Genomic DNA, 27,000 nt, shown 5'->3' with positions numbered 1-27,000 from the left:
CGTGGGCCCCGATCAGCAGACGCTGTCGCTCGGCTTGGGCACGCCCAGGCCGAAGAGGGACCGCGCGCGCAGACCCACCCAGGTCCCGGCCAGGGCGAAGACCGCCCACAGCCAGCCGTGGACACTGCCCGAGCCGATCCCCGCCAGGTAGGCGCCGATGTTGCAGCCGCCGGCCAGTCGGGCGCCGATCCCCATCAGGATGCCGCCGATCAGGCCGGCGGCGACCAGCTTCCAGCTCAGACCGGTGTGCAGCTTCCAGGTGCCGGCCGCGCCCGCCGCCACGGCGGCGCCCAGGATGATGCCGATGTCGGTGAGGCTGTTCTTGTCCTGGAGGATCGGGGCGGCGAGCTGCTCGGCCTGGCCGGGACGGTCCCAGAAGGCCCAGGTCTCGGGGTGGAACCCGAGCAGCTGGAGTGCCTTGGCGCCCCACAGGTTGAAGGCCGAGGTGATGCCCCAGGCACCTCCGGAGACCACGAGGACGGCGGCGCCCAGGACGGCGAGCATGAGCGCGCCCGCGACCAGCGGCCAGCTTCCGCGCAGGATCCGGGCGAGGCCGGCGGCCGAGGGCGGGGCGCCGACCGGCGGCGGGACGCGGCGGTTCTGGACGGCGCGGGTGACCACGACCATCGCGATCAGCGCCGCGATCGTGATCGCCCAGGAACCGCCCCAGCCGACGTGGTCGGAGAGCAGGATCGGTGGGATCTGGGGCAGGTCGGCGACCAGGGGCCAGGCGGCCGAGTAGATCACCGAACCGACGATGAAGCCGAACAGCGTGATCAGGATGGCGGACTGTCCGGAGCCGACCGCGAAGAGCGTGCCCGAGGCGCAGGCGCCGCCGAGCTGCATGCCGATGCCGAACAGGAACGCCCCCGCGAACAGGGCGATGCCGATCGGACCGGCCGAGGGCGCGGGCTCGTTGCCGAACAACCCGGTTCCGGTCCCGATGACCAGGGCGAACAGTGTGGCCGTGGTGCCGAGCAGGACCGCGTGGGCGCGGAGGCCGGTCCCGTTGCCCACGGCGAGGAACTGGCGCCAGGCCGAGGTGAACCCGAAACGCGAGTGGAAGAGGGTGAAGCCCAGGCCGACGCCGAGGAGCAGCAGGACGGCGGGCAGGGCGCCGTGTTCGGACCACACGAAGGCGGCCAGACCGAGGGCGCCGATCAGCGCGACGCCCAACGGCCACCAGCGGACCGGTTCGGCCTCGGGTGCCCGGGGCGGTGGGACGGAGAGGGTGGGACGCCAGTTCAGGGAGAGCGCGGGTGAGGCCGCGACCGGTCGATCGACGGAGTCGGCTTCTCCGACCGGATCAGTGGGTGTCGTGGTCATGGGAGAGGAGGTCCAGACGTGATGGGGCGGTGCGACCCCGCGCCGAGGGCCGGGACGGCCGGGGCGGGTCCATCGCCCGGTACGCCGACGAGGGCGGTTCCGGTGCGAACGGAGGGGCGACGGGGTCGCGTGGGAAGGGGAGGCACACCGGTGCCGCGGGGGAGCGCGGAGACGGGACGAGTCGGGTCAGCGCACGCCGGAACGGCACCGGCGGCGACAGAGGCCGTCATCGGTGCTGGTCAGTGACATGGAGATCAGCGCCATGCACAGGAACCATGCGGGACCGGACATGGGGGAGATTCTAGGACATGAGGTCGTGCCAGGTCACACCGCCCACCACCCGAGCCGCTCACCCCGTGGGCGAGGCCTTCGAACGTCGTGGTCGGGTGCGCTCCGGTATTCCCAGGACGAATCGCGTCCACCGGGCCCGCCGGGCCAGTTCGTAACCGACCAGGCTCGCCACCAGGGAACCCGTCATGATCGCGAGAAAGGGCCACCCGCCGTGGTCGGCACGGGCGATCACGTGGTGGGCGATGATCACCAGGAAGGTCTGATGCAGCACGTACACGGGGAAGGCGGCGGGGGAGAAGTAGGAGTCGAAGGCGGTGCCCCGGTCCATGTACCGCCGGCCGTAGCCGAGAACCGCCAGTACCGCCGCCCAGCACAGCGCCGTACGCCATGAGTCGGACAGGGGGCTCTGCCCGGAGCCCACCGTGAGCGACTCGGTCAGCAGCCCGATCACCCCGACCAGGCCCAGGAACAGATGCGGTAGCCGCCGCCGCACCACCGCCTCCATCGTCGCCGGGTCCCGCACCAACAGATGTCCGAGGACGAAGAACGCCGCGAACACGACGAGGTTCTTGCCCAGCACACCGGGGATCAGGGCGAGGACGGCCAACGACGCCCCGGGCAGCGCGACCATGCCGATCGGGTGGTTCAACGGCCCGGAGGAGGGATCGCGTCGTTCGATCAGCCCGATCAACGGTAGGAGGAGCGTGGCCAGCCCGTAGAGCAACAGGATGAACCACAGGTGCCCCAGGGCGAACCCGCCCTCGTACTCGGACCAGTCCGACAGGTCGGTGTAGTACGACCGGAGGAAGGCCATCGGACCGCCGGGGTCGCCCCCGTGGTGGAGGGTCGCGTAGTAGGCCTGCGGGGGCACGATCAACGCGATACCGAACAGGAACGGGTACAGCAGCCTCCGACGCCGTTCGCGGACGTAGGCCTCGAGTGTGCGCACGCCCAGCGAGTACCGGCCGGCCATCCCCGCCAGGACGAACAGCAGGGGGAGCAGCCAGGAGAGCACCGGTATGAGCGTGGTGAGCAGGGGGTCGGGCCGCCCCTGGACATAGAAGGACTCCGAGGCGTCGAAGACGCGCGCGGTGTGGAAGGGGAAGAGGGCCAGGATGCCCAGGTTCCTCAGCCGGTCGATGTACTCCAGGCGCATGGGGGATGCCTTCGTGGGGGATCGTCATCGGCCTCCTGCCCTGCGGGACGTCGCGGTACACCGGGCCGGCGGTCAGCCGTGGGGACGCAGGGTGATCCTGCCGTTCTCGGTCCGGGCGTTGACGGTGGCGTCGGCGGAGTCGTCCACGGAGACCTCGGCGAGGATCTCCCCGTCCCCCGGGGTCTCGAACACCGCGTAGGGACCCTCGGGCAGGACGATCGTCGCCGTGCCGGAGTTGGTGCTGACCTCCACCTCCTCGGGCCTTTCGACGAGGGAGGCGTCGATGGCCCCGGTGTCGGTCGCGGCGCGGACGACACCGGAGCGGATCCGGTCGAGACGCATCGCGCCCCCGTTCGAGGTCAGGTCGATCGGTCCGGAGACGTCGGAGACCGCGATGGCGCCGGTGTCGGTGTTGACCTGCAACGCCGAGTCCAGACCGGTGGCGGACACGGGGCCGCCGTCGGTGCGGATCGTCGTCGTGGTCCGGGTGGGCAGGGCGACCTCGTAGCGGACCCGGCACTCCGAGAGCAGGGAACAGTCGGCCCCCAGGGTGAGGGTGTCGCCCTCCAGTCCCCACTCGCCGCCAGCCTGCCCCGAGTCCTCACGGGTCACCCGGAGCCCCTCGCGCTCGGAGGGGACCAGGTCGATCGTCGCGAAGTCCCCTTCGATGACCAACGGTTCGGGCACGAGGTCGTAGACGCGCTCCTCCGGAGGGCCGAGTTCGGGGGAGGACGAACACCCCGCGGTCAGGGTCAGGCACAGGGCGGCGGTCGCGACGCGTACGGACCACGGACTCACGAGACCTCCTCCGCCACGCGTGGGACGATCCCGGGGTGGCCGCCCATGAGGGACCGGTACCCGCTTCCACGGGTAGGGCATGCCCATGACCGGGAAAACGTCCGGTCGGTTTCGCCCGCGCCCGGCCCTCGGGAGATGGCGGTGCGGGCCTCGACGAGCATGCGCGTCTTCCTCTGCGCCTCGTGAACGTCGACGCGATCTAGAGATAGGGGCGGAGCGCGTCGGCCTCGCTCCGGAGCCGGCGCGCCGCGTCGTGTCGGCCGTGGGCCTCGTAGCGGTCGGCCTCGACGGTCCGCTCCTCGATCTGTTCGTTCAGCAGGGCCCGGACCCTGTCGGCGGACAGGACACGACGCGGGGCCTCGGTGGAGCCGACCCCGGACCGGGACCCGGCGATGTGCTCGTTCGTGGTGGCGCTCGGGGTCTCCGGCGCGGGCGCGGCCTCGGCGTTGTCCAGGGCGGCCAGGGCGGTGCGCAGCGCGGAGACGGTCTCGCGGCGCCGTTCCCGCATCGCCGTGACCAGGTCGGAGCGCATCCTGGCGCGCGGGGTGTCGGCGTCGGCGGTGGGAGGGGTGCGAGGTCGGTCGTTCATCCGGGGCCTCCGGTTCTCACGTCATGGTCGGCGACCATGAAGGGTCGTATAAATCCCTATCGTTATCTATCTTGGTCATTATGTCTACTCGTAAATCCCTATAGGGAATGATCGAGGGTGTGGTGGGGTGTCGAGCCCTCGCCCGCGCCGGGGCGTCGAAGTCTCCGGTAGCGCAGCGGCGCCTCGCCATGGGCGCGTCGGAACGCGTGGGAGAAGGCGAAGGGGGATCCGTACCCCACCCGGGAGGCGATCTCCTCCACCGACAGATCGGTGTCGCGCAGCAACCCCCGGGCGGTGTTCATCCGCCACCAGGTCACGTAGCGCATCGGGGACAGGCCGGTCAGGATGGAGAAACGGCGGGCGAAGGTCGCGCGCGACATCCGTGCCTCCTTCGCGAGGGAGACCACCGTCCACGGGGCGGCCGGGTCCCGGTGCAGCGCGGCCAGGGCGGAGGCCACGCCCGGGTCGGCCAGGGCCCGAGCCCACCCTCCGGCGCCGTGGCCCGGGCGCGGATCCAGGCAGGCGCGCAGGACGTACAGCAGCAACGTGTCCAGGAGGAGGGGGAGGAGGGCGTCCGACCCCGGTCGGTCGGCGACGGTCTCCTCGTCCAGATCCTTCAGGACGCGCGCGATCGCCGGGTCGCCGTCCCGGACGTGGATCTGTGCGGGGAGGGCGGTGAGCAGCGGATGCGAGCGTTCACGGTCAAGCCGGTACCCGCCGGCGACGAACACCGTGGGCGGGTGGGGGCCGGGTTCGCCGTAGACGTACCGGCGGAAGCCGCCCTCGCCCGGCCTGGCCTCCTCCAGGGCCGACTCCGGCTCGAGCGGGCCGCCGCTCAACCCGTAGCCATCGCCGTGCGGGGAGAAGACGATGTCGCCGGGCCCCAAGGAGAGGGGATCCCCTTCGTCCGGGAACAGACGACAGGTGCCGCTCAGGACGGCCATGAAGCCCGCCACACCGGGATCTCCGGGGAGATACCACCCCCAGGGGCCGTGCGCCTCGATCCGGGCCGAGCCCGGGGTCCCCGCGCGCATGGAGGTGGCCACGTCGCTCAACAGATCCATGGCGAAAGTCTAGATCGGTGAGCGTCTCACGAAGGAAGAGCGGACTCAGGATCATGGATCGTCTCAGAAGAGCTACCTAGTGTCGAACCCATGAACAGAGAAGAAGAGGACGGGAAGATCGACGCCGAGGAACTCTCACGGACGCCTCTGCCCGAGGATCCCTCCTGGCGAGACCTCGTGGTCCTACCGGACACCCCGCTCATCGGCCCCGCCCACGTCACCGTCGAAGGGGACCCCGCGGGAGTCTCCGACCCCGAGCGGATTCTCGTCGAAGGGGGAGAGCCCCTGGTCCTGCGTACCGCGGAGCGCCACGGCACCTCGGTGATCGTCGACCTGGGGCTGCTCGCCATGGGACGCCTGGAAGTGGTGGTCGAACGGATCGCCGGAGCCCCGCTGAGGGTGGCCCACGCCCAGTTCCGCGATCGACTCTCCCCCGAAGGCGACGGGATCGCCGCCTTCTTCGGAACCGACGCGGCCCCCTGGTCGCGGGTGGACCTCTTCGCTCCCAGGGAAGGGCGCGCCACCCTCGTCGCCGACGGCAAGCGCGAGTCGCGCTATCTGCTCCTGACCCTGGACGGTCCGGGCGAGGCCGTGATCGACCACGTCCGGATACGCTCCACGGTCTACCCGGTCGCCCGCGACGGGCACTTCCTCTCCGACGACGCGCTGGTGAACCTGGCCTGGCACGGTGGCGCCCACACAGGCGACCTGGCCTCGGTCAGCGAGGACAGCGATCTGCCCGGAGCGCCCGAGGGGCCGAGCCCCTGGATGCTCACCACCCCCTTCGACCGGGTCATCTTCATGGGCGATCTGCACATGCAGGCGTTGGCCGGCTACCGGCAGAGCGGCGACTACGGGTGGCTGGTGCGCGAGTCGCTACGCCGTTTCGGCTGGATCCAGAACCCCGACGGTTCCCTTCCCCCGGCCGCCTCCCACCTGGTCCACGGCGACCCCGAACACCCCGATGATCCGGGCCCGGCCGACGGGTGGCGGGTCCCGGAGAACGGACCCGACCCCGACCTGGCCCTGGGACGTGTGGGACCGGACGTCTCCCTGTTCCACGACGTGAGCATTCACGGCTTCACCGTTTTCTGGATCGCCTCCCTCGCCGACCACCACCTCCACACCGGCGACACCGGATTCGCGCGAGCGATGCTCCCCGTGGCCCGGCGGGCGATCGCCTTCCTGGAGAGTCGGACCGACGCCGACGGCCTGTTCCGCGAGGAGGAGGACCGGCGTACCGACCCGGAGGCGCCCTTGGCGATGGTCGCGAACTGGTCGCCCCTGGACCTGGCGTCCGGGGTCGACGCGCTCACCAACGCGGTCCTGTACGACGCGCTCCGAGGACTGGCCGCCTTGGAACGCGACGTCGCCGACGACGTCGACGCCGCCCACCGCCTGGAGGAGCGGGCCGAACGTCTGCGGCGGGCCCTGGTGGACCGGCTCTGGGACGAGGAGGCCGGGGCCGTGATCCTCAACTCCGACGATCCGTCACGGGACCGCACCGGTGACGCCAACGCCGGAGCCCTCGTCTTCGGGATCCTGGACCCCGAACGGGCCCGGCGCGTGATGCGCCACCTGGGGACCACGCTGGCCACGCCGTACGGAACCCGCTCCAGCGAGTTCGAGGACAACCCCTATCGGGCGTCGGACATCCAGGGCTACATCCAGGCCTTGGACGCGTTGGGACGTGTCCGGAACGGGGACGTCCAGGGCGCCCTGGACCTGATCCGGCGCTGGTGGGGCCACATGGTCGAGACCGGCCCGGGGACCGGCTGGTTCTCCTGGGAGAACGACGGCACGCGTGAGCCCGGGGCCTTCGCGAGCACCCCGTGGACGACCCCCGTGCCCGCGCTGAGCGAGGGCGTGCTGGGGGTGCGCCCCACCGCTCCGGGCTACCGGCGATGGAGGGTGGCCCCGGGCCTCGCCGACCTGGGGTGGGCTCAGGGACGGGTGCCGACGCCGGACGGGGGACTGGCGGTCCGCTGGGTGCGAGACCGGGAGGCCGGGACCTTCGTCCTCACCGTGGAGCCCTCGGGCGGAGCGGGCGAGGTGCTGGTGCCCCTGGACGGGGAACGACGACGTGTCGCGGTGGACGGGGTGCTCCGTTGGGACGGCGACCGTCCGGTGCACACGTCGGCTGAGCGGGGGAGCGAACCCCGCCTGGAGGGGGACGGTCTCCTCTTCCCGGGGGTCGAGGGCCCGCATACCTTCGCCTGGGGACCCTGACCCTCCGGCGCCCCGGGCGGCGACGTTCGCCCGGGGCACGCCGGGTCAGGGGGAGCGCGGGGTGCGGAAGTCGCGGGCGCCCGGGGCGAGGGCGGCCAACGCCGGGGCGAGCACGCACAGGAGGGCGCACGCCAGAAGGACCGCCTCGAAGCCGAAGGCCTGGGCCGCCGGGGCGATGAGGGCCAGGCCCACCGGGGCGAACCCGTAGGCGAACAGGAAGTCCAGGGCCGATACCCGCGCCAGCTTGTCGGGGGCGACCTCGCGCTGGGCGGCGGTGAACCAGGGGACGTTGAACAGCTCCACGCCCAGCCCCACCACGGCGTAGGCGGCGAACACGACCACGGCGCCGACCGGGAAGGCCAGGCTCAGCGGGGCCAGGGCGTACAGGCCCAGGCCGAACAGCGCCCAGAGGCCCTGGGCCCGGGGACGCCAGCGGGACATGAGGAGGGCGCCCACCAGGGCGCCGGCGGTGTAGGCGGTCAGCGCTCCGGCGAGGACCGCCTCGGTGCCGTAGTGGTCGCGGCCGGCCAGGGGGAGCAGCACGTTGGTGGCCGAGTAGCCGAGGGCGATCACCGTGGTCAGGGCGGCCAGCCCGGACAGGAACCAGGGGTGGCGTCGTGCCTCGGTGAGCCCTTCGAGGAACTCCATGTGGAAGGGGCGGCGCTCCGGTCGTTCCTCGGTGGCGAGGGTTCCGCCTCGGGGCAGGAGGGCGGCGGCGAGCCAGAGGACCATGGTGGCCATGAGGAGGGTGCCGGGACCGGTGACGGTGGCGGCCAACGCGGTCAGGCCCGGGGCGAGCAGGGTCACCCCGCGCACCGAGAAGGTCAGGGCGGCGTTGGCCTGCTGACGTTCCTCGACGGGGACCACCTCGGCGGTCAGCGCCTGGAAGGCGGGGCGACAGGCTCCCTGGCCCACGCCGACGACGGTGGCGGCCAGGGTCATCAGGGTGGTGGAGGTGTCCAGGCCCAGGGCCAGGACGGGGGTGGCCGCGGCGGCGGTGAGTCCGGCGACCAGGACCACGGCGCGACGGGGGTGCCGGTCGGCGAGCACCCCGCCCAAGGGGACGGCGACCAGGAACCCGGCGGTGCGTCCGGCCAGGACCAGCCCGAGGGCGACGGCGCTCAGGGAGCCGTGCAGGACGGCCAGGCCGAGGATGAACGGCATGGCCCAGGTGGCCAGCCCCGACGCGGTGGTCGCGCACCACAGACGGACGAAGTCCGGGCGCCGGAGCGGGGTGGAGCGCCGGGCGTCGGTCGTGGGCGGTGTCGTCGAGGGCACGGGAGCTCTCATCTCCGATCGTTCGAGGTGGGTCGGGGCCACTCTAGTGAAAATGATTATCACTCGCTACCGGGATCGCCGAACCCGACCTGGGGCGGATGGGAGGCCCTGGCGTGCAGGGGTTGGCGTGTCCGTGGAGGGGGGACGACACGTGGGGGTGTGCCGGAATCGTGGGGATTCGTGAGATGAATCGGGGGTGACAACGGTTTTCATTTTTACTATAGTCACCGCTCGAACACGCGTCGCCACGTTCTCCCTCCCCACACCACCCACACCCCCGAAGCCCCCGTCATCGGAAAGGACCCCCCTGTGACACCCCTTCTGATCGATCAACTCCCCCCGCCCCTGCCCGCGGAACGGATCATCGAACTCAACCGCCCCAAGACCGACCTCCACACCCTGCGTCACTACTCCTGGAACGGATGGGACTTCGAGGTCCCGCCGGGCGTCTTCGTCCCCGGGGAGACCAGCCGGATGATCCACCGACGCCTCCTCGACGACGAGATCGACGTGCGCGGACGCTCCTACGCCGCGATGGGCGTCGGCCTCGGCGTGGAGGCGATCGTGGCCGGCCTGCGCGGCGCGTCCCACGTGTACGCCCTCGACGTCCACCCCGCGAGCGTCGAGGCGACCGAGGCCGGCTACCGACGGATCGTCGGCGACGACGGCCCCGGGACCCTCCACCTCGGCGTCGGAAACCTCTTCGACCCCCTGCCCGACGGCACACGCCTGGACGTGATCACCTTCAACCCTCCGGCCGTCAGCCGACCGGTGAGCGAGGACCCCGACGTGGTCCGCAACGTCTGCGCGGGCGCCGCCGTCACCGACGCCTTCTTCAGCGAGATCGCCGAACGCGACCTGCTCGCCCCCGGAGGCGAGGTCCACCTCATCGTCTCCAACACCGCCGACCTGCGGCACATCATCGGGCACGCCGTCGACGAGGGCTTCACCGCGCACGTCCACCACCGGCACGACTGGAACGACGGCGTCCTGACCTACCTCTTCCGCCTCACGAGGGAGGACGCCCGATGAGAGACCTCGACACCCTGTTCCGGACCGTGCTCGACACCCCGGACCTTCCCATCGCCACCAGCGTCTTCTGGGTCCAGCACGGCACGCGTCTGGCCGGCGGCGACGTCACCTACCTCAACCGCTACGTCCTCGTCCGCATCGGCAGGGCCTTCGGCGCCTGCGCCTTCGAAGAGGGCGCCCTGGATCCCGACGTGTGCGCCGCCTACTCCGGCCGCCCCCTCGCCGAACTGTTCGAAGGCCCCGCGCCCCTGCGCCTGGCCGCCCTGGACGCCTACCTCGCGCAGAAGGAGCCCCACTCCCAGGACCCCCGGGCCGAGGCCGTCCCCCTCCCGTTCGGGACCCCCGAGGAACGGGCCGTGGCCCGGGACCGGGCGGTCACCGGACTCCTTCCCGACCCCGAGGGCCGAAGGATCGCCCTCATCGGTGTCGTGAACCCGCTCGTCGCCGCCATCCGTGAACGCGGCGGCGAGTGTCTGCCCTGCGATCTCAACCTGCGTCGCACCCAGTGGGGCGACCCCGTCGAACCGGACATGGAGAAGGTCCTGTCCGAGGCCGACGCCGTCGTCGCCACCGGGATGACCCTGGGCAACGGCACCTTCGACCGGATCCTGGAAAGCTGCCGGGAGCGTGGGACACCCCTGGTGATCTACGCCCAGAGCGGTGCCGCCGTCGCCCGACGGTTCCTGGGGTCCGGTGTCACGGCGCTGTCGGCGGAACCCTTCCCGTTCTCCCAGTTCAGCGCGGAACCGACCCTGCTCTATCGATATCGCTAGGAGGCCGAGGCGTGACCCTCGGAACCGGACAGGCCACCTGCCACCACGGTGAGGTACTCCAGGGAGTCTTCCTGGACGGGCGGGGACGACCCACCCGCGGCCTGGTCACCCTGCCCATGGCCGAACCCGCCACCCGCGCGGTGTTCACCCCCTTCTCCGTCGGCGCGCCCACGGGCGTGACCGTGGATCCACCGGATCGGACCAAGGCGGCCCGCGCCGCCGAACTGGCCGTCGCCGAATGCGCGCGACGTGCCGGGGTCCGGCCGGTCGGCGGTCACCTGAGCGTACGAGGGGGCGCGACGCCCGGTCTGGGAATGGGCTCCTCGACCGGTGACGTGACCGCCGCCGTGCGCGCGGTGGCCGCGGGTCTGGGCGTCCGACTTCCCGTGGAGGTCGTGGCGAGGGTGGCGGTGGCGGCCGAGGGCGCCAGCGACCCGGTCATGTTCGGTGAACGGCCCCTGCTGTTCGCCCAGCGGGAGGGGCGGGTCCTGGAGGACCTCGGGGCCGCCCTGCCCGAACTGGTCGTGGTGGGCTGCCTGACCGGTGACGGTCGTCCCGTCGACACCCTCGCCCTTCCGGGAGAGGTACGACCGAACGACGTCGCCGTCTACGAGCGGTTGCGCTTCGCCCTGCGGGTCGCGATCACCGATCGCGACGCCGCCGGGGTGGGTCACGTGTGTACGGAGAGCGCCATCCTCAACCAACGGATCCTGCCCAAGACCGAGCTCGGCTCCCTGCGCGGGATCGCCCGGGCCTGCGGCGCGGTGGGTATTCAGGTGGCGCACAGCGGCAACGTCGCCGGTGTGCTCTTCGACGCGACCGACCCCGATCTACGACCCCGCGTCGACGCGGCGGTCGACCGACTCGGGCGGGAGGGACTCACCCCGACCCGGGTCTTCTCCACCTCTTCGAGGAACACCCTGAACCCAGGGGAGCGATCTTGGACGACCACGTATCCGAAGCCATCGCCAGACCTGATCTGATCGACCTGGGCGAGGGCCTGCTGTGCCTTCGCTTCGAGTCCATGAAGGTGGCGTCCGCCCTGGCGGCGGTACGCCACCTGCTCGACACCGGGGTGGTCCGCCCCGGTGACACCCTGCTGGACAGCTCCAGCGGTATCTACGCCTACGGGCTGGCCCTGGCCGCCCACAGATACGGTTTACGCTGCCACATCGTCGGCTCCACCACCATCGACCATCCCCTGCGGATCCAACTGGCCGTCCTCGGAGCGACCCTGGAGCGGATGCCGCCCTCCGAAGATCTGTCCCTGGACCAGAATCGTCGGGTCCACCGGATCAAGGAGGTGCTCCGGGAGAACCCGCACTTCCACTGGATGCGCCAATACCACGACGCCGTCCACGGACTCGGCTATCGGGCGGTCGCCGACCGGATCCTCAAGGAGGTGGGGACCGGGCCGCTGACCCTGGTGGGCGGGGTCGGGTCGGGCGCCTCCACGGGGGCGCTGGCGCGTTACGTTCGCGAAAGCCTCCCCGACACCCCGCTGGTGGGGGTCCAGCCCTTCGGCAGCGTCACCTTCGGCAGCGACGGCGTCGACGATCCCCAGATCATCATCGCCGGTATCGGCAGCTCCATCCCCTTCGGCAACGTCGACCACACCCTCTACGACACCCTCCACTGGACCTCCTTCGACTCCGCGCTCGCGGGAAGCGTGGACCTGCTCCGTCGCCACGCGGTCTTCGCGGGACTCTCCGCCGGGGCCGCCTACCTGGTGGCCCGCTGGGAGGCGGCGCGTACGGGCCGGCGGGTGGTGTTCGTGGCGGCCGACACCGGGCATCGCTACGTGGACTCGGTCTTCGCCCACCACGAGAGCGCCCTTCCCATCGACGATCTCGCCCCGACGGCGATCGACGACCTGGCGGGGCTGGCTCCGCCCTGGTGCCGGATGGAGTGGGGGCGTCGTCCCGCCCCCGAACAGGCCGTCCATCGTGCGGACTGAGTAGTCGGTAGGGGACGGAGGAAGCCCCACGTAGGTGGGGTGGTCGGTCGCCGATCGGGTGATGAGCCCGATCGGCGACCGGGGTCGTGGGGGGAGGGGCGGGCCTGGCCGATGCCGGGATGTGGAGGGTGGTCTCCTCCGGCACGGTTCGGTCGAGGACGGTCGTGGTAGGGATGGGTGAGGAGCGGAGGCTGCTTCGCGGCGAAGGTTGCGGGAAGGTAACGGCCTCTGTTTCCGCAGGTCATTTTCCCCTGAGCCCCACGCACGCGGGGATGGACCGAACGGTCCGACAAGATCCCGATGATGCGATGGCCGCGCCCCGAGCGCATATCCACGGTCCTCAAGGGGCCGCGCCCACGTTTGTCCATGCCTTCCGTCCTGGCTCCATCAGGCAGAGCCGCTTCGTGGAGGCGGTCCCCGTCCCATGCCGCGTCCGGTCACGTAGGTTCGGCGCATGGGACACAGGGAGAGCTCTGAGGACGGTAGAGGTCGTTGGGTCGTTCACGGTGAACGCGCCATCTATGACAGTCGGTGGGTGCGGTTGGGGAAAGCGGATATCACCACACCTTCGGGGAGCAGGTTCGAGCACCACACGGTCACCTTGCTCTCGGCTGCGGTGATCGCCATCGTGGACCGGGCCGGTGAGCATGTCCTGATGAGCTACCGGCACCGGTTCGTGCCCGATGTCTGGGGTGGGAGCTGCCCGGCGGGCTCTTGGACCCCGAGGAGACTCCGGAACAGACCGCCGTACGTGAGGCCTTGGAGGAGACCGGCCACCAGGTCGGCTCGGTGGAGCACGTGGCCACCTTCGAGCCGATGATCGGCACGGTCCGCAGCCCTCACCATGTGTTCGTCGGCCGTGACGCCGAACCGGTGGCGGATCCGACCGAGTTCGACGAGGGCGTTTACGAATGGGTGCCTCTGGCCGAAGTCCGCGGCCTGATCTCCAAGGGACGTATCCAGAGCTCGGGCACCCTCATCGCTCTACTTCACATTCTCGCTTCCTGAGGCCGTCGACCTGGGTGGTTCGCCGCTCGGCGTACAGGTACGGTTCTCCTCGACCGAACCCGAGCTCCCACATCGGAGCAGCCACACAAAGAGCCCCGGCCTCCTTACCGGTTGTGGGGCGGACCCTCCGGATCCGAGGCCGCGAGTTCACGCAGTTCTTGGAGGATCGGGATCGCAGCGATCTTCTGTTCCGATAGATCCTCCCAGGAGATTCCCGAGGGGCGGCGGCGAGGCGGACAGGAGATCGCCCCGTCGGGGGTGACGATCAGGTCGACGCTCACGTCGTGTTCGGCTTCAGGGATGGGCTCGTCCAGGACTTGGAGTTCGTGGACGGTGGTGACGATGAGGGTGTCGTCGGAGACGAGTCCGGCCTGGGCGAGCAGTCCCATCTCGATGTCGGAGTACCCCGCCCCTTTGCCCAGGCGGACTCCGTCGAGGTTGACGGCGACGCTGCCGCAGACGATCACGTCCACCGCTCGCATGCGAGCGGGTCGGGTACGCGAGGCGTGTTCGGCGGCTCCTGCGCCGGTGACGGCGATATCCGCAGGAGCCGTGAGGGTGCTCGGGTCGAGGAGGTAGAAGGGGTCGGCGCCGGCGATTCTCGGCACCGCCATGTACAGCAATCTGCCCTCTCTCACCGTGGCCAGACGGACTTCGGTCTGGGCCTTGTCGGGGTTGGCTTTGACGACCCGGGCCTTCTGCCAACGCGGGTGGGCGGTGAGGTGTCCGGCGGCTCTGTCCGCGCCGTGGAAGTTCGGGATCTTGCCGTTCACGGGGCCGGAACGGCCCGCTTGGACAGAGTCCAGGCGCTGCCACACCTTGTGGCGCAGTTGGGCCTTGGCGTCGGTGATCCGATCAGAGCTCATGGGGTCCTAACGGGTGATGAGGTCGATGAACCGGACCTGACCGTCGATGATGGCGAGAAGGGGGCGTCAAGGGGCGAACAACGTTAGTGATCAGGGAGGTCGCTCCACCTGCGTGCGTGGTGTGAGCGATGTCGGTCGCAGTGCCGCAGCGCTGTTGCTCCCGCCGCGATGGCACGCCGGTCGACCATCATCGTTTACAAGATCCATATCGAGGAGCGTTCGTGATCGTCACTCCCCTTCGCCCTGAACGGATCGGCGAAGTCCTACAACTCATGGAACTCGGCGAGCCGTACATCTCCGCACGTACCCTGTCCGATTACTGGCTTTACGCCACCCTGTTCTCCTCCACTTGCCCCGTCGCCATCAACACCGATGACACCGTCGCCGGAGCGGTGATCGCCTTCCGCAGCCAGGACGACCCGGCGGACATCTACGTGCAAGACGTCATGACCCATCCCGATCACCGATGCCGCGGTATCACCAGAGCGCTCTTGCAGAACGTGCGTTCCCAGGCCGAGAAGTGGGGTTGTCGGCGTCTCTACCTCACCTCAGAACCCGACAACCAGGCGGCGCACGCCGGCTGGATCGCCCTCGGTTTCACGAACGTCCCCGGCGACCACGAGATCAACGGCGTCTCCGTCATCACCGACTTCAAGGGGCCGGGCCGTAGCCGAGCCGTCTATCAGTTGACTCTGAGCTGAGCCGGTGGGCGGCTGGAGGTTGTTTCCGGTTGAAGGTTGCGGGAAGATAACGGCCTCTGTTTTCGCAGGTCATTTTCCCTGAGCCCCACGCATGTGGGGCTGGGCCGCCGATGGCTCGGGCCCAGACCAGGCTGTCGCGCTGAGCCCCACGCATGTGGGGCTGGGCCGGTGTTCTCCTTCCTCGGTGGTTGTGGTGGTGGCTGAGCCCCACGCATGTGGGGCTGGGCCTCCTGGGTCCACTTCTCGACCTGGGCGTCGACCCTGAGCCCCACGCATGTGGGGCTGGGCCGGACCGGGCGGGGAGAACACCCCTTGGCGACCGCGGGGTGAGGGCACTCGGGTGAATGTTTCCGGCCAGAGCACTAGCCGAGCGTGAGCCACTGAACGCCGAGCCTCGTCACCTCGGCTCGCTCTTCGTCGGTGAGGTCCGCGCGTCCTGTCGCCTTGCGCAGGAACACTTCCGGGTCCCATTCCAGCGCTTCGATGGCTGGAATGTGATCAGGGCCCGCGAGAAGATCCAGCAGGACCGAGCCGGCTTCCGGGGTCAGCCAGGGGTCGCGTTCCAACGCGTCCGCCAGATCCAGGCCGTGCACGGCCACCTCGACCACCCGCGTCAGCAGGAAATCGGACAGCAACATGGCATCGCCGTGCCGCGTTCTCACCACGCGCCCAGCAGACTCCTGTCGGCTCATTTCCTCGACGCGCTGCCACGTGGCCGTGAAATCCTTGACCAAAGAAGCACCGGTGACGTGCTGGTTCGCATAATCTCGCGCGAGTTCAATACGCGCGGTGTTGGTCTGTTCACTGAACCGTGCATCCGGGCGATAGTATTCGACCGCATCGATGTCGGCGGCCTCCGGAGCAGGGGCGGCCAGCATTTCGGGAACCCACGCGAGTACGACACGGATGTGTCCGAGCAGTTCGCGCACCGACCACGGCTCGCATCGTGTCGGCCGATCCCACTCGGTCTCCGATAGCCCATCGGCTTCCTGCGACAGACGATTCGCCTCATGCACGAGCGCGTCGAGCGCGATACTTGAATTCATGCCGAACAAGCTATAACACAGGAAAATGCCAGGGGCGCTTGTCTGTACTTGTGTACTCATAACCGGTCGAGTAGTCGCCGAATGAGCTGTCCTTGGAATGACGTGGCCGTTCTGTCCGTGGCCGCGGCGCTCCGGACACGGGCTTGGCCATCTGAGCCCCACGCACGTGGGGATGGACCGAAGGCCCGTGCGGAGTTCCCCCAAACTCGCGCCTGAGCCCACGCACGTGGGGATGGACCTCCACTATGGGGCTGTACTCATTCACGCCGCCCCTGAGCCCCACGCACATGGGGACGCCAGGTCCCGTGTTCCCGGGGGTCGTGTCGAGCCGCAGTGAAGGTGATGGCGCTCGACACAGGGAAGATGTCAGTGTTCAGGAAGTCCTCGGGGCAGCCGTTCCGGCTTCAGACCACCGTCCCGGGGCGTGTGCGGGCGACGGTGACGATGTTGTCGCTCGTGGCCGTGAAAGGAGCCCGTGACCAGTCGCCGTAGCGGACCTCCACCTCCAGCCCGGCTTCGTGCAGGAATTCGTCGAGGTTCTCCGTGTCCAGGAAGCGCAGGCTGCCTGCGTCGACCCGGAGGGTTTCGCCTTCGCGGGTGGCGGTGGTCTCGGTGAACGTGACCACGTCGCCGTTCACGGACTCGACGTAGTGCGACACCCTCAGGGCACGTCCCCGGTGATCGACCACATCGGTGGCATGTTCCGGGGTCCAGCCCTCCCAGGCGCGGACGAGGGGATTGCGGGTACCGAACACGAACTTTCCCCTTGGGGTGAGCGCCCTCCGGATCGCACTCAGCGCGGAGTGGAGTTGGTCGTTGGTCACGAACACCTGGAAGGCATTGCTGGCCATGATCGTGAGTTCGAACTTTCGCTCCCACTCCATGTCCTCGGCTCGGCCCTCCACCCATGTGATGTCGTCGCGAGTGCGTGCCCGGTCGAGTGAGGCGTCGTCGGGGTCGATTCCGCAGAGTCGTCCGGTGTGCCCGCGCTCGCGGGCGCGGTGCAGCAGCATGCCGGTACCGCAGCCGACGTCGAGGACGGACGTAGAGGCCATGACGTGGGAGAGGTAGAAGTCATCGCTCGGGCCCCAGGGGTTGAGGATGTCGTAGAGGGCGGCCGCATCGGCGTCGGAGTACATGGCGACAGTGTGTTGTCGGGTGCCCTCGTTTGGCCAGGGTTTTTTGTCGGAATCGTCCGCCCGGAGCAGGGGGCGAAGGAGGTGGGCTGCTGACATCTTTACTGCGCCGACCACCGACACGTTGTCTGAGTTGCCACTGACATCCCCGCTGCGCTCGGACAGGTCGGGGCCGCACCCCCGTATGCGGGGATGGGCTGGTGTAGCTCGCCGAGTATGAACGAGACGAGGCTTGGGTCCCACTCACGCGGGGATGATCCTGTCATTGAGGGGCCGTTCGAAGACATCGAGGCCTGCTCCCCGCGTGTGCGGGGATGGCTGAAGTCGGTGGGGTGTTCGTGAGTTCCGGTGGGCTCTGTAGGTGTGTGGTAGGGATGAGTGAGGGGCGGAGGTCGCCTCCTTGTGAATGTTGCGGGAAGATAACGGCCTCTGTTTCCGCAGGTCATTTTCCCTGAGCCCCACGCACGTGGGGATGGACCGGCGGCCAGGACTTCCGGGGTGACGTGCTCCAGCTGAGCCCCACGCACGTGGGGATGGACCGCCTTCGGCCGGTTGGAGAAGCGTCGACTGCTGCTGAGCCCCACGCACGTGGGGATGGACCGGTGTTCTCCTTCCTCGGTGGTTGTGGTGGTGGCTGAGCCCCACGCACGTGGGGATGGACCGATGCGTCGGTCGGCTGAGACGGGGACGTCCAGCTGAGCCCCACGCACGTGGGGATGGACCGGAGGACGAGAACCAGCTTCTCCAGCCGCTCGCCTGAGCCCCACGCACGTGGGGATGGACCGCTCCCGTAGAACGTCAGCCCCAGCAAGAGCGGCTGAGCCCCACGCACGTGGGGATGGACCGGCTGTCCCGACTTGCTCGGAGACTGCAACACGCTGAGCCCCACGCACGTGGGGATGGACCGAAACTTCGGGAGATCATCCGCGAGGACATCACCTGAGCCCCACGCACGTGGGGATGGGTCGTCTGCGCCTCCGACGTTCCCGACGTCCTACTCTGCGACTCCTGTCTGAACGCGCTCACCGGTGTCTTGGCCGCCGCCCCTTACCGCTACCCAGCGCCGCCCGGGGCCGTCGCGTCCGCCCGAGCCACGCTGAGGGGCACCCGTGCCGCTCGCCTGGCTCTGGTACCGCTGCTGGGGGTGCGGCGGCTTACCGAGCGGTGTTCGCAGTGTCAGACGAAGGACCTCACCCGGATCACCGAGCGAGGCCCTGTCATGTGTGGCCACTGTGGCCTGAGCGTGCAGGAGGCCAACCAGTGAGTGAGGTCAAGAATGGGCGGGTTCGCTTCGCTCTGCACGCACCTGCCACCCACTGCCCTCCCGGCGGAGCACAGGGCGCACCTGCGCCCATCCCGGGCAGCCGGCGGTTCGCCACTCCTGGACCCACCCGCGAGCCGTGGACTCAGCGGGGGCGCCGATGGTGAGAGCATCTAGCCCGACCGGTCGAAACAGGAAGGCACCGGCTGCGTCGGCCACGCCGATGCCGAACCCCTGCGGCCCTCCGAGGACGACCAGCTCGCTCGGATGTGTGGCGTACAGCCAGGCCCGGAACTCTGCGGGGTCGTCGCCGTCCTCGAACACCCGGACCGTCCGTACTCCGTCAGCGAGCCGAGCCAGCAGGTTCTCGGCGTCGGCCGGGTGCTCCTTCGCCCACGCCCCTGCGATCCACCACGTCGCGCCCTGGTCGTCCTGCGCGCGAGCGTCAACGCCTCGGGGCGGAACCGTCCATTGGTCGAGGTTGGCCCCGTGCATCTCGACGTACCCGCCCTGAGCCAACGCCAGGCCCTTCAGCCCGTGGCCCTCGCCGACCTTTGCGGTCACCACGGCGTGTGTCTTGACCAACCCTGCCAACTCGACCGGGGCAACGATCAACCCACCAGGACGGGTCTGTTCGACCCAGGCGTGCGGAATCGCTTCCGGGGTCGTCCAGGCGACCACGCGGTCGAAGGGAGCACCCTCGGGGGCACCCTCGTGACCGTCCGCCGCCAACAGCACGACGTTGTTCCGGCCTCCTTGGGAGTGGAGCCTTCGCGCCCGCTCGATCAGCTCCGGGACGACGTCTACCGTCACCACCGTCCCCGAGGGGCCGACGAGTTCGCTCAGCAGAGCGCTGCTGTAGCCCGAACCCGTTCCGATCTCCAGCACCTTCATGCCGGGCTGGAGATCGAGCCCGTCCAGGGTGACGGCGATGCGCTCTCGGGCCGTGGTCTGCGTGACGAGAGATCCGTCCGCGTTGAGCGTGTAGACGTCTTCGGGTACCGCCGCCAGGGCAGCGGACACGCGAGGGTTGTACTCCATGATGCCTTTCAGGTTCGAGTGATCACGATGAACGGGCGGTCCGGCTCTTCCTGCTCCCCGATCGGGGTTCCCTCTGCTTCGACCCACGCATGAGCGGCGTAGGGCATCAGGCGTACCCCGATGCACCAGTCCACAGCCTTGCGCATCAGTATCCCGGTCAGGGCTGCGGCCAGGCTGAGTTCCAGGCAAGCGGCCCGTCCGGGGAACCGCCGGGCAGCAGTTCGTGCTGCGGCGACCGCGTCGGCAGCCTCGGAAACGGAGGCAGGTCGGGTGCGGTGCTTGAGTGCCGTCAGGGTCTTCACGCTGTACTTGAGCGGGAAGCGCAGCAGCAGCACTGCCGACCAGAAACCGAGCGCGCCCAGGAGACGATGGGGCAGCCGCGGGCGTCGGGACGGGCCGGCGGGGAGAGCCATCGGAGTCGTCATTCTCCCTCCGGGCTCAGTAGGCCGCGCTCGCACAGGTCCTGCACGAGCCGGGTGACGTCGGCCTTCACGATCTGGGGGTCCGCTCCTGTTTCAGCGGACAGGTTTTCGGTCAGCTCTTCAGGGTCGGTGCCGCCGATAAGCGCATTCCAGAGCAGCGCGCTTGTGGGGTTCAGCCCGTAGAAGTGCCCGTTGCTCAGGTCGAGCAGCATTCCGCCGTCTTGTTGGAGGACGAACTTCACGGACTCAGAAGGGATATAGGCGACCATGTTCATACGTCTCCCGCGTACGTTTCGAGCTGTCGTAGCCACACCTCGGTGGCCACGACTTGACTGAGCGCGCCCATCGGCGCGCGTGCCCCGCTGATCGCCGCTTCGAGGTCGGTGCGCACGGCCGCGGGGTCGATGATGCCCAGGTCGGCCAGGCGCGAGTCGGTCAACAACGCACGCACCTCGCCAGCATTGACGCGGAGGCCGTGGTACTCGCACGCGGAGTAGTCCCCTTTGGTGCGCCTGGCGAACAGGTCGGCCGGGAGCCGATCAGCGAATGCCTGGCGCAGGAGCGGCTTGGCCTGACGCACCGTGGTGCGCTGCCAGGCAGGCACGGATAAGCACGCGGCCAGAACCCGGGAGTCGAAGAACGGCACCACCACAGGCACGTCCAGGCCAGCGGCCACATGCAGGAACGATCGGGTCGCGCTCCCATGCGCATGGATGATCCGCCTCGCATGGGCGTCGGCTCCGTCCTCCTCGCCCCCGGGGCGACAGACCCGGAGCGCTTCGGCCACCTGGGCTCGCGCCGAAGGCGTCGCCCAGCGGGCGACCTTGCTCACCTGAAGCCAGGAGATAGAGGACTCGAAGACCCGCACATGCTCGGCACGGCGTGGTCGCAGCGTTTCCAGCTCGGTAGCCGCGTTCGTGAGCGCAGTCCGATACGACATCCGAGACACGGCGACCGCCGCACGCACCAGACGATGCACCGGCCGGTGTCGCAGCCGTGCCCACCCCGTGCACTCCGTGAGGAACCGACCTGCGGTGGCGAGACGGACTCCGTCGGCGACGTAGGTGATCGGCGCCCCGAGCGCAACATCACCACCGTCTCCGACCAGGTGAACACCCGTTCCCGCTACCGGGGCCAGCCGGAACCGAGTACGGGTGTACAGCGGCGTATCCAGGGTCGGCAGGTCCGTGAACGGAGCCGAGGCCAGACCGGTGAACGGAAGCTCATCGCGGCCTCCGGTGAGGACCTGATGCTCTAGGCCGGGCTCGCCCTGGGCGAGCGCGAACGCATACCCGGCATCATCGTCGTTCACCGCGTAGGGGTCGGTGTAGGTCAACGCCGTAACCGGCCGAGAGTTCCGGGCGGCGAGCAGTGCCACCGTCGAGGAGTCCAACCCCCCGGACAGATCCGCCGAGACGGTTACGGCTCCAGCGGTGTGGGCTCTGACGGACTCCGTCAGCGCCTCAGCGAAAGCGTCGGGGGCGTCACGGACAGAGACGGAAGGCGGGTTCGGGCGCCGCTCGGTGCTCACGTGATCGCCGGAGATCACGAGGATGCGGGAGGGAGAGAGTGCCTGTACCCCGAGGTAGAGAGAATCGTCCGAGAGGCCGGGAACAGTGTCGGGGAGGATCAGGTGCGCTGCCAGCGCCAAGGGGTTAACCCGTGGTTGGGGCGACCGCGCGAGCGGCAGCGGGCTCAATGCCACATGAACGCCATCGCGGCGGCGGGCCCACCACCATCGGACCGTGCCGGCGAGATCACCAGCGACGGCAACCCTGTCTCCGTCACTGACCAAGGCACCGAAGCGTCCGGGAAGCGTTAGCACGCGGACCATCGCCCGAGCCGGGGTGGTGCTCGTGGAGATCAGGTCGGCTACGTCCTGGTCGCTGGACAGGCAGTCACCGAACAGGGTCACCGACAACCCCGCACCGATCTGACGGATCGGGCGGGGGTCCCACCGACTCAACCGGATCGTGGGTTGTGCGGGTGCGTCCGGCACCAGGTCCTCCTTCCAACGGGGCCGGGCGCGGACCATACAGGTCCGCGCCCGGGACCGGGGTTAGTTGTAGCGGGCCTGGTTCAGGTCCGCCGTGTCCTCTTGAGCGGAGCCGAGCGTGAGGTCGCGGGCGTCGCCCAGGTCGATCAGGACGGGCGCCTCGTAGCTCTGGGGGGTGTTCTCGTTCACGGTTCCTCCTTGGAATCGCTGTTCGTTAAGACCGGGTCGGGGGTCCTTCCCGGGGTGTGCGGGGCGAGCTTGGACTCCACACGGCCACGTGAGCGGCTGCTCACGTGGAGTTTTTCGGGGTCTTGCCTGCTGCGGTTTCGTGGTTGGGCGGCGCGACAGCGCGGGACGAGCGGGCCAGGGGACGGTTGCTCTCTCCGCTGTGTCCGGGCGTGCTCACCGCACCGTCGCGCCGATCAATAGGGGGCGAGGTCTGTCGCTCCTACGTCAGGTCGCCAGTTCGCTGACCGCTACTTCCGGGTCCGACGCCTCGTTGGATGGAAGCCCGGTCACCATGCGCGCGCACCGCTGTGCCCCTGCGACCGCGACCTTCGAGGATGAGCTGAAGATCGAAGCGTGATGTCGGCCGGCTTGCTTCTTCAGTTCGCCGTTCGAGTAGCCCGGGGCGCGATGAGGAAGCGGGGGCGCTACGTTCAGCCCCGTTCCCATGTTTCTCACCTCTGCTGGATTGACTATGCGTGCCGGTACCTGGCTGGCTTCCTGTAGCTCCCAATCGAACACGGACTACATCCGAAAAGCACCAGGGTCGGCGGCATAGTTTCTATGAACTGAATCCAGCTACTGACCTGGGGAAATGAGGACTGGGAGCCATTTCTATGCGGCCTTGGGGGTTGCGCTGATGATCTTCGCCGTTGCGGTTGCGGAATCCTCGGGCACTCTGTAACCGAACCCCCAGAAGGAGCGCGATGACGAAGTGGACGAAAGCGCAGATTCGCTCCCTCGTTGGCCGAATGCGGAGGCAAGGGCGATCAGATGACGAGATCGCTCAAGAGATCCGGACCGAATCCGGTGTGACTCCTCTGGCCGCATATCGGCTTCTCCACGGTTGGAGCCAGAACGAAGCAGCAGCGCGCTTCACGAAGGCGACACCCGGATTCGGGCTGGACCAAACTTCCATCAGCCGTTTGGAGCTGTGGCCGAAGCAAGGAGGCCGTGCCCCTCAAACAGTCCAGGTAGTTGCGTTCGCGCGGCTATACGGGACCTCTCCTCTGAGCCTGCTCAGCGCGGAAGCCCTTGACCGCTTGGACCAGGCTGAGCAGGCCGTCCTGCTGCGAGTCAGCCAGTCGCCCTCGCCGCTGGAACATCCGCTTCCGCCCCAGCGAGCGGCCCCCCGTCCCCCCTTCGAGGAACAACATCAAGCCACACCTTCTGAAAGGCAGGTCGAGATGGCAGCCAGGCGAGCAGTGCGATTCGGATCCCTGGTGGAGGGATCCAACACTGGAGCGGAGACGATCCAGGCGCTCTACGAAGAGACCGCCCGTATCGCGAGCGTCTACCCCAGGGTCCCGCTGAACGAGGTTCTGAGTGATCTCATCGAGGCCCAGGACATCACCTTCGTGCAGCTGGAGGGGAGGCAGAAACCTGCCCAGAGCAAGGACCTGTATGTCCTCGCCGGCGTTCTCAGCCTCATGCTGGCCAAAGCGAGCCATGACACCGGAGATCCCCAGTCGGCGATGAAGCAGGCTCGGACGGCCGCGATCTGCGCAGATCAGGCCGAACACCCCGGCCTCATGGTCCGTGTGCGGGCTCAGCAGAGCTTGATGGCCTACTGGGCCGGTTGGACCAGCGAGGCCGCACGCTACGCCACAGCGGCTGAAGGCCTCGCAGAGCACAGCACCGGGAGCGGAGCCGTGTGGCTTGCCTCTCAGACCGCGAGGACCTGGGCAGCGCTCGGAGACGGGGAGAAGGCCCTGCACACTCTCAATCGGGCCGAGGATCTGCGAGCCGCGGTAGAGCCCGATGATCTCGACGGCATGGGCGGCCTGATGAGATTCGCCCCCTGCCGACAGGCATACTACGAAGCGGAGACGCGCATCTGGGTCCCCGGCGAGGAGGACCAGGCCAAGCAGTCGGCGCAGCGCGCTGTTTCCGCCTACGAATCCGCGCATGAGCAGAACAGCGACGACTGGGCGTTCGGCGACGAGGCTGGGGCTCGCGCAGATCTGGCGTTCGCTCACGTGTGTCTCGGCGAGGTAGAGGGAGCCCGGGAAGCACTCGCACCGGTACTGGACTTGCCTGCGCAGCAACGGATCTCTGGCATTCTGCGAAGCGTGATGCGGGTTCACGAACCTCTCCGCAGGCCCGAGTACACCGGGAGTGCAGTTGTACGTCAGCTCAGGGAGGAGATCGAGACGTACGCTCAGACGCCCGCAGCGGCTATCACGGCCGGTCGTTAGCCTCTCACCATGGTTCCTATTTCCCTCGATGGCTCGGCCCTGTCTCTACGAGAGCTGAAACCCTCCGACGCCGAGGCGTTGCACACCGTTTACGGCGACTCCAAGACCGTCGAACACCTCAGCTTCACGCCTCGCACACTGGATCAGTGCAGGGCCATCATCGACTCCGCCGTGAAGGATGCGAAGGGCGATCCCCGCACGGTCTACATGCTCGCAGTGCTCCATGGTGGGGAACTGGTCGGTGCCGCCAGGCTAGCGAAGGACGAGCGTCCCCATTCCGCCCAGATCGGCTTCGCACTTCGTCATGACATGTGGGGGCGCGGACTGGGGGCGGAGCTCGTCCAGCTCTTGCTCCGCTTGGGGTTCGCCGAATTCGGTCTGGCCCGGATCTGGGGCGCCCGGTCTCCGGAGAACCCCGCGTCCGAAGCCGTGATGAACAAGATGGGGATGGTCGAGGAAGGCCGTATCCGGCGACATCTATGGACCGGTACCGCGTGGCGAGACTCCATCGTTCATTCGATCCTGTCAGACGAATGGGCCGGTTAGCCGCCGTTTCCTTGAAGCGCATCACCGCAGATCTTCAGATTCGATCTGGTGAGGGTCTGTGGTGATGCGCTTCCTCGGTACCGTGGACACAATGTCGCGGTAAGCGAGGAGGAATAGCGAGTTTCTGAGACACCGATCCAGCACTTCCGAGTAGACCAATACCTCTGGGACGCCGGCCTCGTCCGAGCTGCCCGTGAGGGAAGCTTCCTTCCATCTGTGCTGCGCGCCTACGTGGAAGGGTGCTCGTGATGGACGTCGAAGATCGCATCGCGGTCTTGCCTCCGGAGTACCGGAGACGGCCCGATGGGTAGGGCGCACGGACGTCTGCTCCGTTGGGGCGAGATCGAGCGGGATCACGGTATCCCGCGGGGAACCCTGAAGTCGTGGGTCCGTCGGGGCCACCTTCGCCTCTGTTCCTCACGAGGATGTCCAGACTGGTGGGGGAGTGGTGTTCGGGTGGGTGGTTGAGGGGTGTCGGGTTTGTCTGTTTCTCGACAACTTGCAGAAATGAGGGGTTGCTCGGGATAGCGTTGCAGGTCAGGAAGACTGCTCCCCGCATGTGTGGGGATGGCTGCTGTCCATGCACCCGGACGCGGGCGACCCCTGGCTGCTCCCCGCATGTGTGGGGATGGCTGCGGCCCCTGGCCGCGGTGGTCCTCCGCTTCCTCCTGCTCCCCGCATGTGTGGGGATGGCTGTCCTCTCAGGAAATCGGCTAGTCCTTCTGTATCCTGCTCCCCGCATGTGTGGGGATGGCTGACGGTCCCAGCGGATGCCATGCTTCGCCGACGCTGCTCCCCGCATGTGTGGGGATGGCTGAAGTCGGTGGGGTGTTCGTGAGTGCCGGTCGGCTCTGTGGGGGTGTGGTAGGGATGAGTGAGGAGCGGATGTCGCTTCGTGGTGAAGGTTGCGGGAAGATAACGGCCTCTGTTTCCGCAGGTCATTTTCCCTGAGCCCCACGCACGTGGGGATGGACCGTCCTCGGAGCTGTAGGCGGACGCGGGGATCAACTGAGCCCCACGCACGTGGGGATGGACCGGACAACACCTGGCCGCCGGTCGCGGTCTCCTCCTGAGCCCCACGCACGTGGGGATGGACCGGCGGCGCCATATTTAAATATGCCCCACGCTTTCTGAGTCCCACGCACGTGGGGATGGACCGACCTTGGTGACCCCGGCCCAGTCGGACTCCCACTGAACCCCGCGTACGCGGGGATGGGACGCCGCATTCGGGAAGGCGGGAGGCTGACACAGAAAGCCTCTGGCGGTCGGATCATGGGATGAATGACGTCACAAGTTCTTTTTCATTCCACCGACATCGCCTTCAGGAGGAGGCTAGGGTGTCTGTGTGGGTCGGATGTCTCATGGAAAAGCAGTAGCGATAGTCGCCGCATCCTGCCTGATGCAGGCGACCGCAGCGATGGCCGGATTCACCGCCACGCCGACCCTGTGGCAACTAACGATGCTCTCGGCCACCACCCTCCTTGCGGGGGGAGTAGCTTACCTGGGCGTCTTCTCAAAAAATCGAGTTATGAGACGTGGTAAAAGAGCCGCGGCTAAGAGCTCATCTCAAAAGCCCTGCGAGACGACTCTGAACCTGCCATGATCACGGACTGTGAGTGATGTGTTGCCCGATGGGCTCTGGGAGATCGTCCAGCCGCTACTGCCCTCGCCGCCGAAGACCGGCCGCCCCCGCGCTGACCAGAGAGCAGTGCTGACCACCGTGCTGTTCGTCCAGGCCTCGGGCTGTTCCTGGGAAAAGGCCGACGGCCTGTTCGGCATCACCCGCGCCACCGCCCACCGCTGGTTCCAGACCTGGACCGCGACAGGCCTGTGGCCCACGATCCACCGCGCGGTTCTGGACGAGCTGGGCAGAAGGGCCCTGCTGGACTGGTCCCGCGCCACCGTCGACTCCCAGTCGATCCGCGCCAAGAGAGGGGGAGAAGACAGGGCCAAACCCCACCGACCGGGGTAAACCCGGTTCCAAGCTCCATCTGCTGTGCGACAACCAAGGGCTGCCGCTGACCTGCGCGATCTCCGCGGCCAACGTCAACGACGGCGAAG

Annotated in this window: 24 protein-coding genes and 1 CRISPR repeat array; of the genes, 10 read left to right on the top strand and 14 right to left on the bottom strand. The window is 68.5% G+C overall.

Going from position 1 to position 27,000, the window contains the following annotated elements:
- Positions 1–12: 12 nt before the first annotated feature.
- The 5 genes from TR33_RS00115 to TR33_RS00095 form a co-directional block, all read right to left on the bottom strand.
- Positions 13–1,326 (bottom strand): YeeE/YedE family protein, encoded by a 1,314-nt coding sequence (locus TR33_RS00115; RefSeq protein ID WP_042280741.1) that lies wholly within the window; start codon positions 1,324–1,326, stop codon positions 13–15.
- Positions 1,327–1,675: 349 nt separating this feature from the next.
- The gene (locus TR33_RS00110; protein WP_042280739.1) at positions 1,676–2,773 is read right to left on the bottom strand and encodes an acyltransferase family protein; all 1,098 of its coding nucleotides are present in this window, start codon (positions 2,771–2,773) and stop codon (positions 1,676–1,678) included.
- A 72-nt stretch (positions 2,774–2,845) separates the two neighbouring features.
- A complete protein-coding gene (locus TR33_RS00105) occupies positions 2,846–3,571 on the bottom strand; it encodes a DUF4097 family beta strand repeat-containing protein (protein WP_042280738.1) in 726 nt (241 codons plus the stop codon).
- A gap of 199 nt (positions 3,572–3,770) precedes the next feature.
- Positions 3,771–4,160 carry a GatB/YqeY domain-containing protein gene (locus TR33_RS00100; RefSeq protein WP_042280737.1) on the bottom strand — a complete coding sequence of 130 codons (390 nt, stop codon included), beginning with the start codon at positions 4,158–4,160 and terminating at the stop codon, positions 3,771–3,773.
- A gap of 98 nt (positions 4,161–4,258) precedes the next feature.
- Positions 4,259–5,224, bottom strand: a complete 966-nt coding sequence (locus TR33_RS00095; RefSeq protein ID WP_042280736.1) for an AraC family transcriptional regulator — start codon at positions 5,222–5,224, stop codon at positions 4,259–4,261.
- Between the two features lie 90 nt (positions 5,225–5,314).
- Here TR33_RS00095 and TR33_RS00090 point away from each other — a divergent pair, with 90 nt between their 5' ends.
- Positions 5,315–7,453 carry an MGH1-like glycoside hydrolase domain-containing protein gene (locus TR33_RS00090; protein WP_042280734.1) on the top strand — a complete coding sequence of 713 codons (2,139 nt, stop codon included), beginning with the start codon at positions 5,315–5,317 and terminating at the stop codon, positions 7,451–7,453.
- Positions 7,454–7,498: 45 nt separating this feature from the next.
- Here TR33_RS00090 and TR33_RS00085 read toward each other — a convergent pair whose 3' ends face one another.
- Complete coding sequence (locus TR33_RS00085) at positions 7,499–8,743, bottom strand: MFS transporter (protein WP_394296990.1); 1,245 nt, start codon at positions 8,741–8,743, stop codon at positions 7,499–7,501.
- Positions 8,744–9,040: 297 nt separating this feature from the next.
- Here TR33_RS00085 and TR33_RS00080 point away from each other — a divergent pair, with 297 nt between their 5' ends.
- From TR33_RS00080 to TR33_RS27540, 5 genes are all read left to right on the top strand, one after another.
- Positions 9,041–9,763, top strand: coding sequence for a class I SAM-dependent methyltransferase (locus tag TR33_RS00080; protein ID WP_017536489.1), 723 nt, complete (start codon positions 9,041–9,043; stop codon positions 9,761–9,763).
- Positions 9,760–10,536 carry a Rossmann-like domain-containing protein gene (locus tag TR33_RS00075; RefSeq protein ID WP_017536490.1) on the top strand — a complete coding sequence of 259 codons (777 nt, stop codon included), beginning with the start codon at positions 9,760–9,762 and terminating at the stop codon, positions 10,534–10,536. Before TR33_RS00080 ends, TR33_RS00075 begins: the two co-directional genes overlap by 4 nt.
- Before the next feature lie 11 nt (positions 10,537–10,547).
- On the top strand, positions 10,548–11,519 hold the full coding sequence (locus TR33_RS00070; protein ID WP_017536491.1) for a GHMP family kinase ATP-binding protein: 972 nt from the start codon (positions 10,548–10,550) through the stop codon (positions 11,517–11,519).
- Positions 11,477–12,493 carry a pyridoxal-phosphate dependent enzyme gene (locus tag TR33_RS00065; RefSeq protein WP_042280730.1) on the top strand — a complete coding sequence of 339 codons (1,017 nt, stop codon included), beginning with the start codon at positions 11,477–11,479 and terminating at the stop codon, positions 12,491–12,493. Before TR33_RS00070 ends, TR33_RS00065 begins: the two co-directional genes overlap by 43 nt.
- 714 nt (positions 12,494–13,207) lie before the next feature.
- Complete coding sequence (locus TR33_RS27540; RefSeq protein WP_394296989.1) at positions 13,208–13,501, top strand: NUDIX hydrolase; 294 nt, start codon at positions 13,208–13,210, stop codon at positions 13,499–13,501.
- A gap of 104 nt (positions 13,502–13,605) precedes the next feature.
- Here TR33_RS27540 and TR33_RS00055 read toward each other — a convergent pair whose 3' ends face one another.
- The gene (locus tag TR33_RS00055; protein ID WP_017536495.1) at positions 13,606–14,367 is read right to left on the bottom strand and encodes a 5-formyltetrahydrofolate cyclo-ligase; all 762 of its coding nucleotides are present in this window, start codon (positions 14,365–14,367) and stop codon (positions 13,606–13,608) included.
- 221 nt (positions 14,368–14,588) lie between these two features.
- Between TR33_RS00055 and TR33_RS00050 the strand changes: the two genes are divergently transcribed.
- A complete protein-coding gene (locus TR33_RS00050; protein WP_026125364.1) occupies positions 14,589–15,068 on the top strand; it encodes a GNAT family N-acetyltransferase in 480 nt (159 codons plus the stop codon).
- A gap of 362 nt (positions 15,069–15,430) precedes the next feature.
- On the opposite strand, the gene TR33_RS00045 is transcribed toward TR33_RS00050, so the two are convergent.
- From TR33_RS00045 to TR33_RS26285, 7 genes are all read right to left on the bottom strand, one after another.
- Positions 15,431–16,114 (bottom strand): maleylpyruvate isomerase N-terminal domain-containing protein, encoded by a 684-nt coding sequence (locus tag TR33_RS00045; protein WP_026125365.1) that lies wholly within the window; start codon positions 16,112–16,114, stop codon positions 15,431–15,433.
- A 404-nt stretch (positions 16,115–16,518) separates the two neighbouring features.
- The gene (locus TR33_RS00040; protein ID WP_042280728.1) at positions 16,519–17,253 is read right to left on the bottom strand and encodes a class I SAM-dependent methyltransferase; all 735 of its coding nucleotides are present in this window, start codon (positions 17,251–17,253) and stop codon (positions 16,519–16,521) included.
- Between the two features lie 448 nt (positions 17,254–17,701).
- Positions 17,702–18,218: direct repeats of the CRISPR family, unit length 29 nt; unit sequence CTGAGCCCCACGCACGTGGGGATGGACCG.
- A gap of 302 nt (positions 18,219–18,520) precedes the next feature.
- Positions 18,521–19,534: a protein-L-isoaspartate O-methyltransferase family protein gene (locus TR33_RS00035; RefSeq protein WP_234305701.1), complete on the bottom strand. Its 1,014-nt coding sequence runs from the start codon at positions 19,532–19,534 to the stop codon at positions 18,521–18,523.
- Between the two features lie 26 nt (positions 19,535–19,560).
- Positions 19,561–19,965 (bottom strand): lasso peptide biosynthesis B2 protein, encoded by a 405-nt coding sequence (locus TR33_RS00030; protein WP_017536500.1) that lies wholly within the window; start codon positions 19,963–19,965, stop codon positions 19,561–19,563.
- Between the two features lie 8 nt (positions 19,966–19,973).
- Positions 19,974–20,249 (bottom strand): PqqD family protein, encoded by a 276-nt coding sequence (locus tag TR33_RS00025; RefSeq protein WP_017536501.1) that lies wholly within the window; start codon positions 20,247–20,249, stop codon positions 19,974–19,976.
- On the bottom strand, positions 20,246–22,009 hold the full coding sequence (locus TR33_RS00020) for an albusnodin/ikarugamycin family macrolactam cyclase (RefSeq protein ID WP_108914094.1): 1,764 nt from the start codon (positions 22,007–22,009) through the stop codon (positions 20,246–20,248). Before TR33_RS00020 ends, TR33_RS00025 begins: the two co-directional genes overlap by 4 nt.
- Positions 22,010–22,033: 24 nt before the next feature.
- Positions 22,034–22,159: a lasso RiPP family leader peptide-containing protein gene (locus tag TR33_RS26285; RefSeq protein WP_108914093.1), complete on the bottom strand. Its 126-nt coding sequence runs from the start codon at positions 22,157–22,159 to the stop codon at positions 22,034–22,036.
- A gap of 1,259 nt (positions 22,160–23,418) precedes the next feature.
- Between TR33_RS26285 and TR33_RS00015 the strand changes: the two genes are divergently transcribed.
- From TR33_RS00015 to TR33_RS00005, 3 genes are all read left to right on the top strand, one after another.
- Complete coding sequence (locus TR33_RS00015; protein WP_020379977.1) at positions 23,419–24,393, top strand: NsdA family TPR-like regulatory protein; 975 nt, start codon at positions 23,419–23,421, stop codon at positions 24,391–24,393.
- 9 nt (positions 24,394–24,402) lie between these two features.
- Positions 24,403–24,939 (top strand): GNAT family N-acetyltransferase, encoded by a 537-nt coding sequence (locus TR33_RS00010; protein WP_026125367.1) that lies wholly within the window; start codon positions 24,403–24,405, stop codon positions 24,937–24,939.
- Positions 24,940–26,551: 1,612 nt separating this feature from the next.
- Positions 26,552–26,911 carry a transposase gene (locus TR33_RS00005; RefSeq protein WP_234305833.1) on the top strand — a complete coding sequence of 120 codons (360 nt, stop codon included), beginning with the start codon at positions 26,552–26,554 and terminating at the stop codon, positions 26,909–26,911.
- Positions 26,912–27,000 lie beyond the last annotated feature (89 nt).

This window comes from Nocardiopsis alba, from assembly GCF_000710955.1.
GTDB classification, from domain to species: Bacteria; Actinomycetota; Actinomycetes; order Streptosporangiales; family Streptosporangiaceae; genus Nocardiopsis; species Nocardiopsis alba.
The sequence above is the reverse complement of the archived record's forward strand: the minus strand, read 5'-3'. Positions and strand labels throughout refer to the sequence as shown.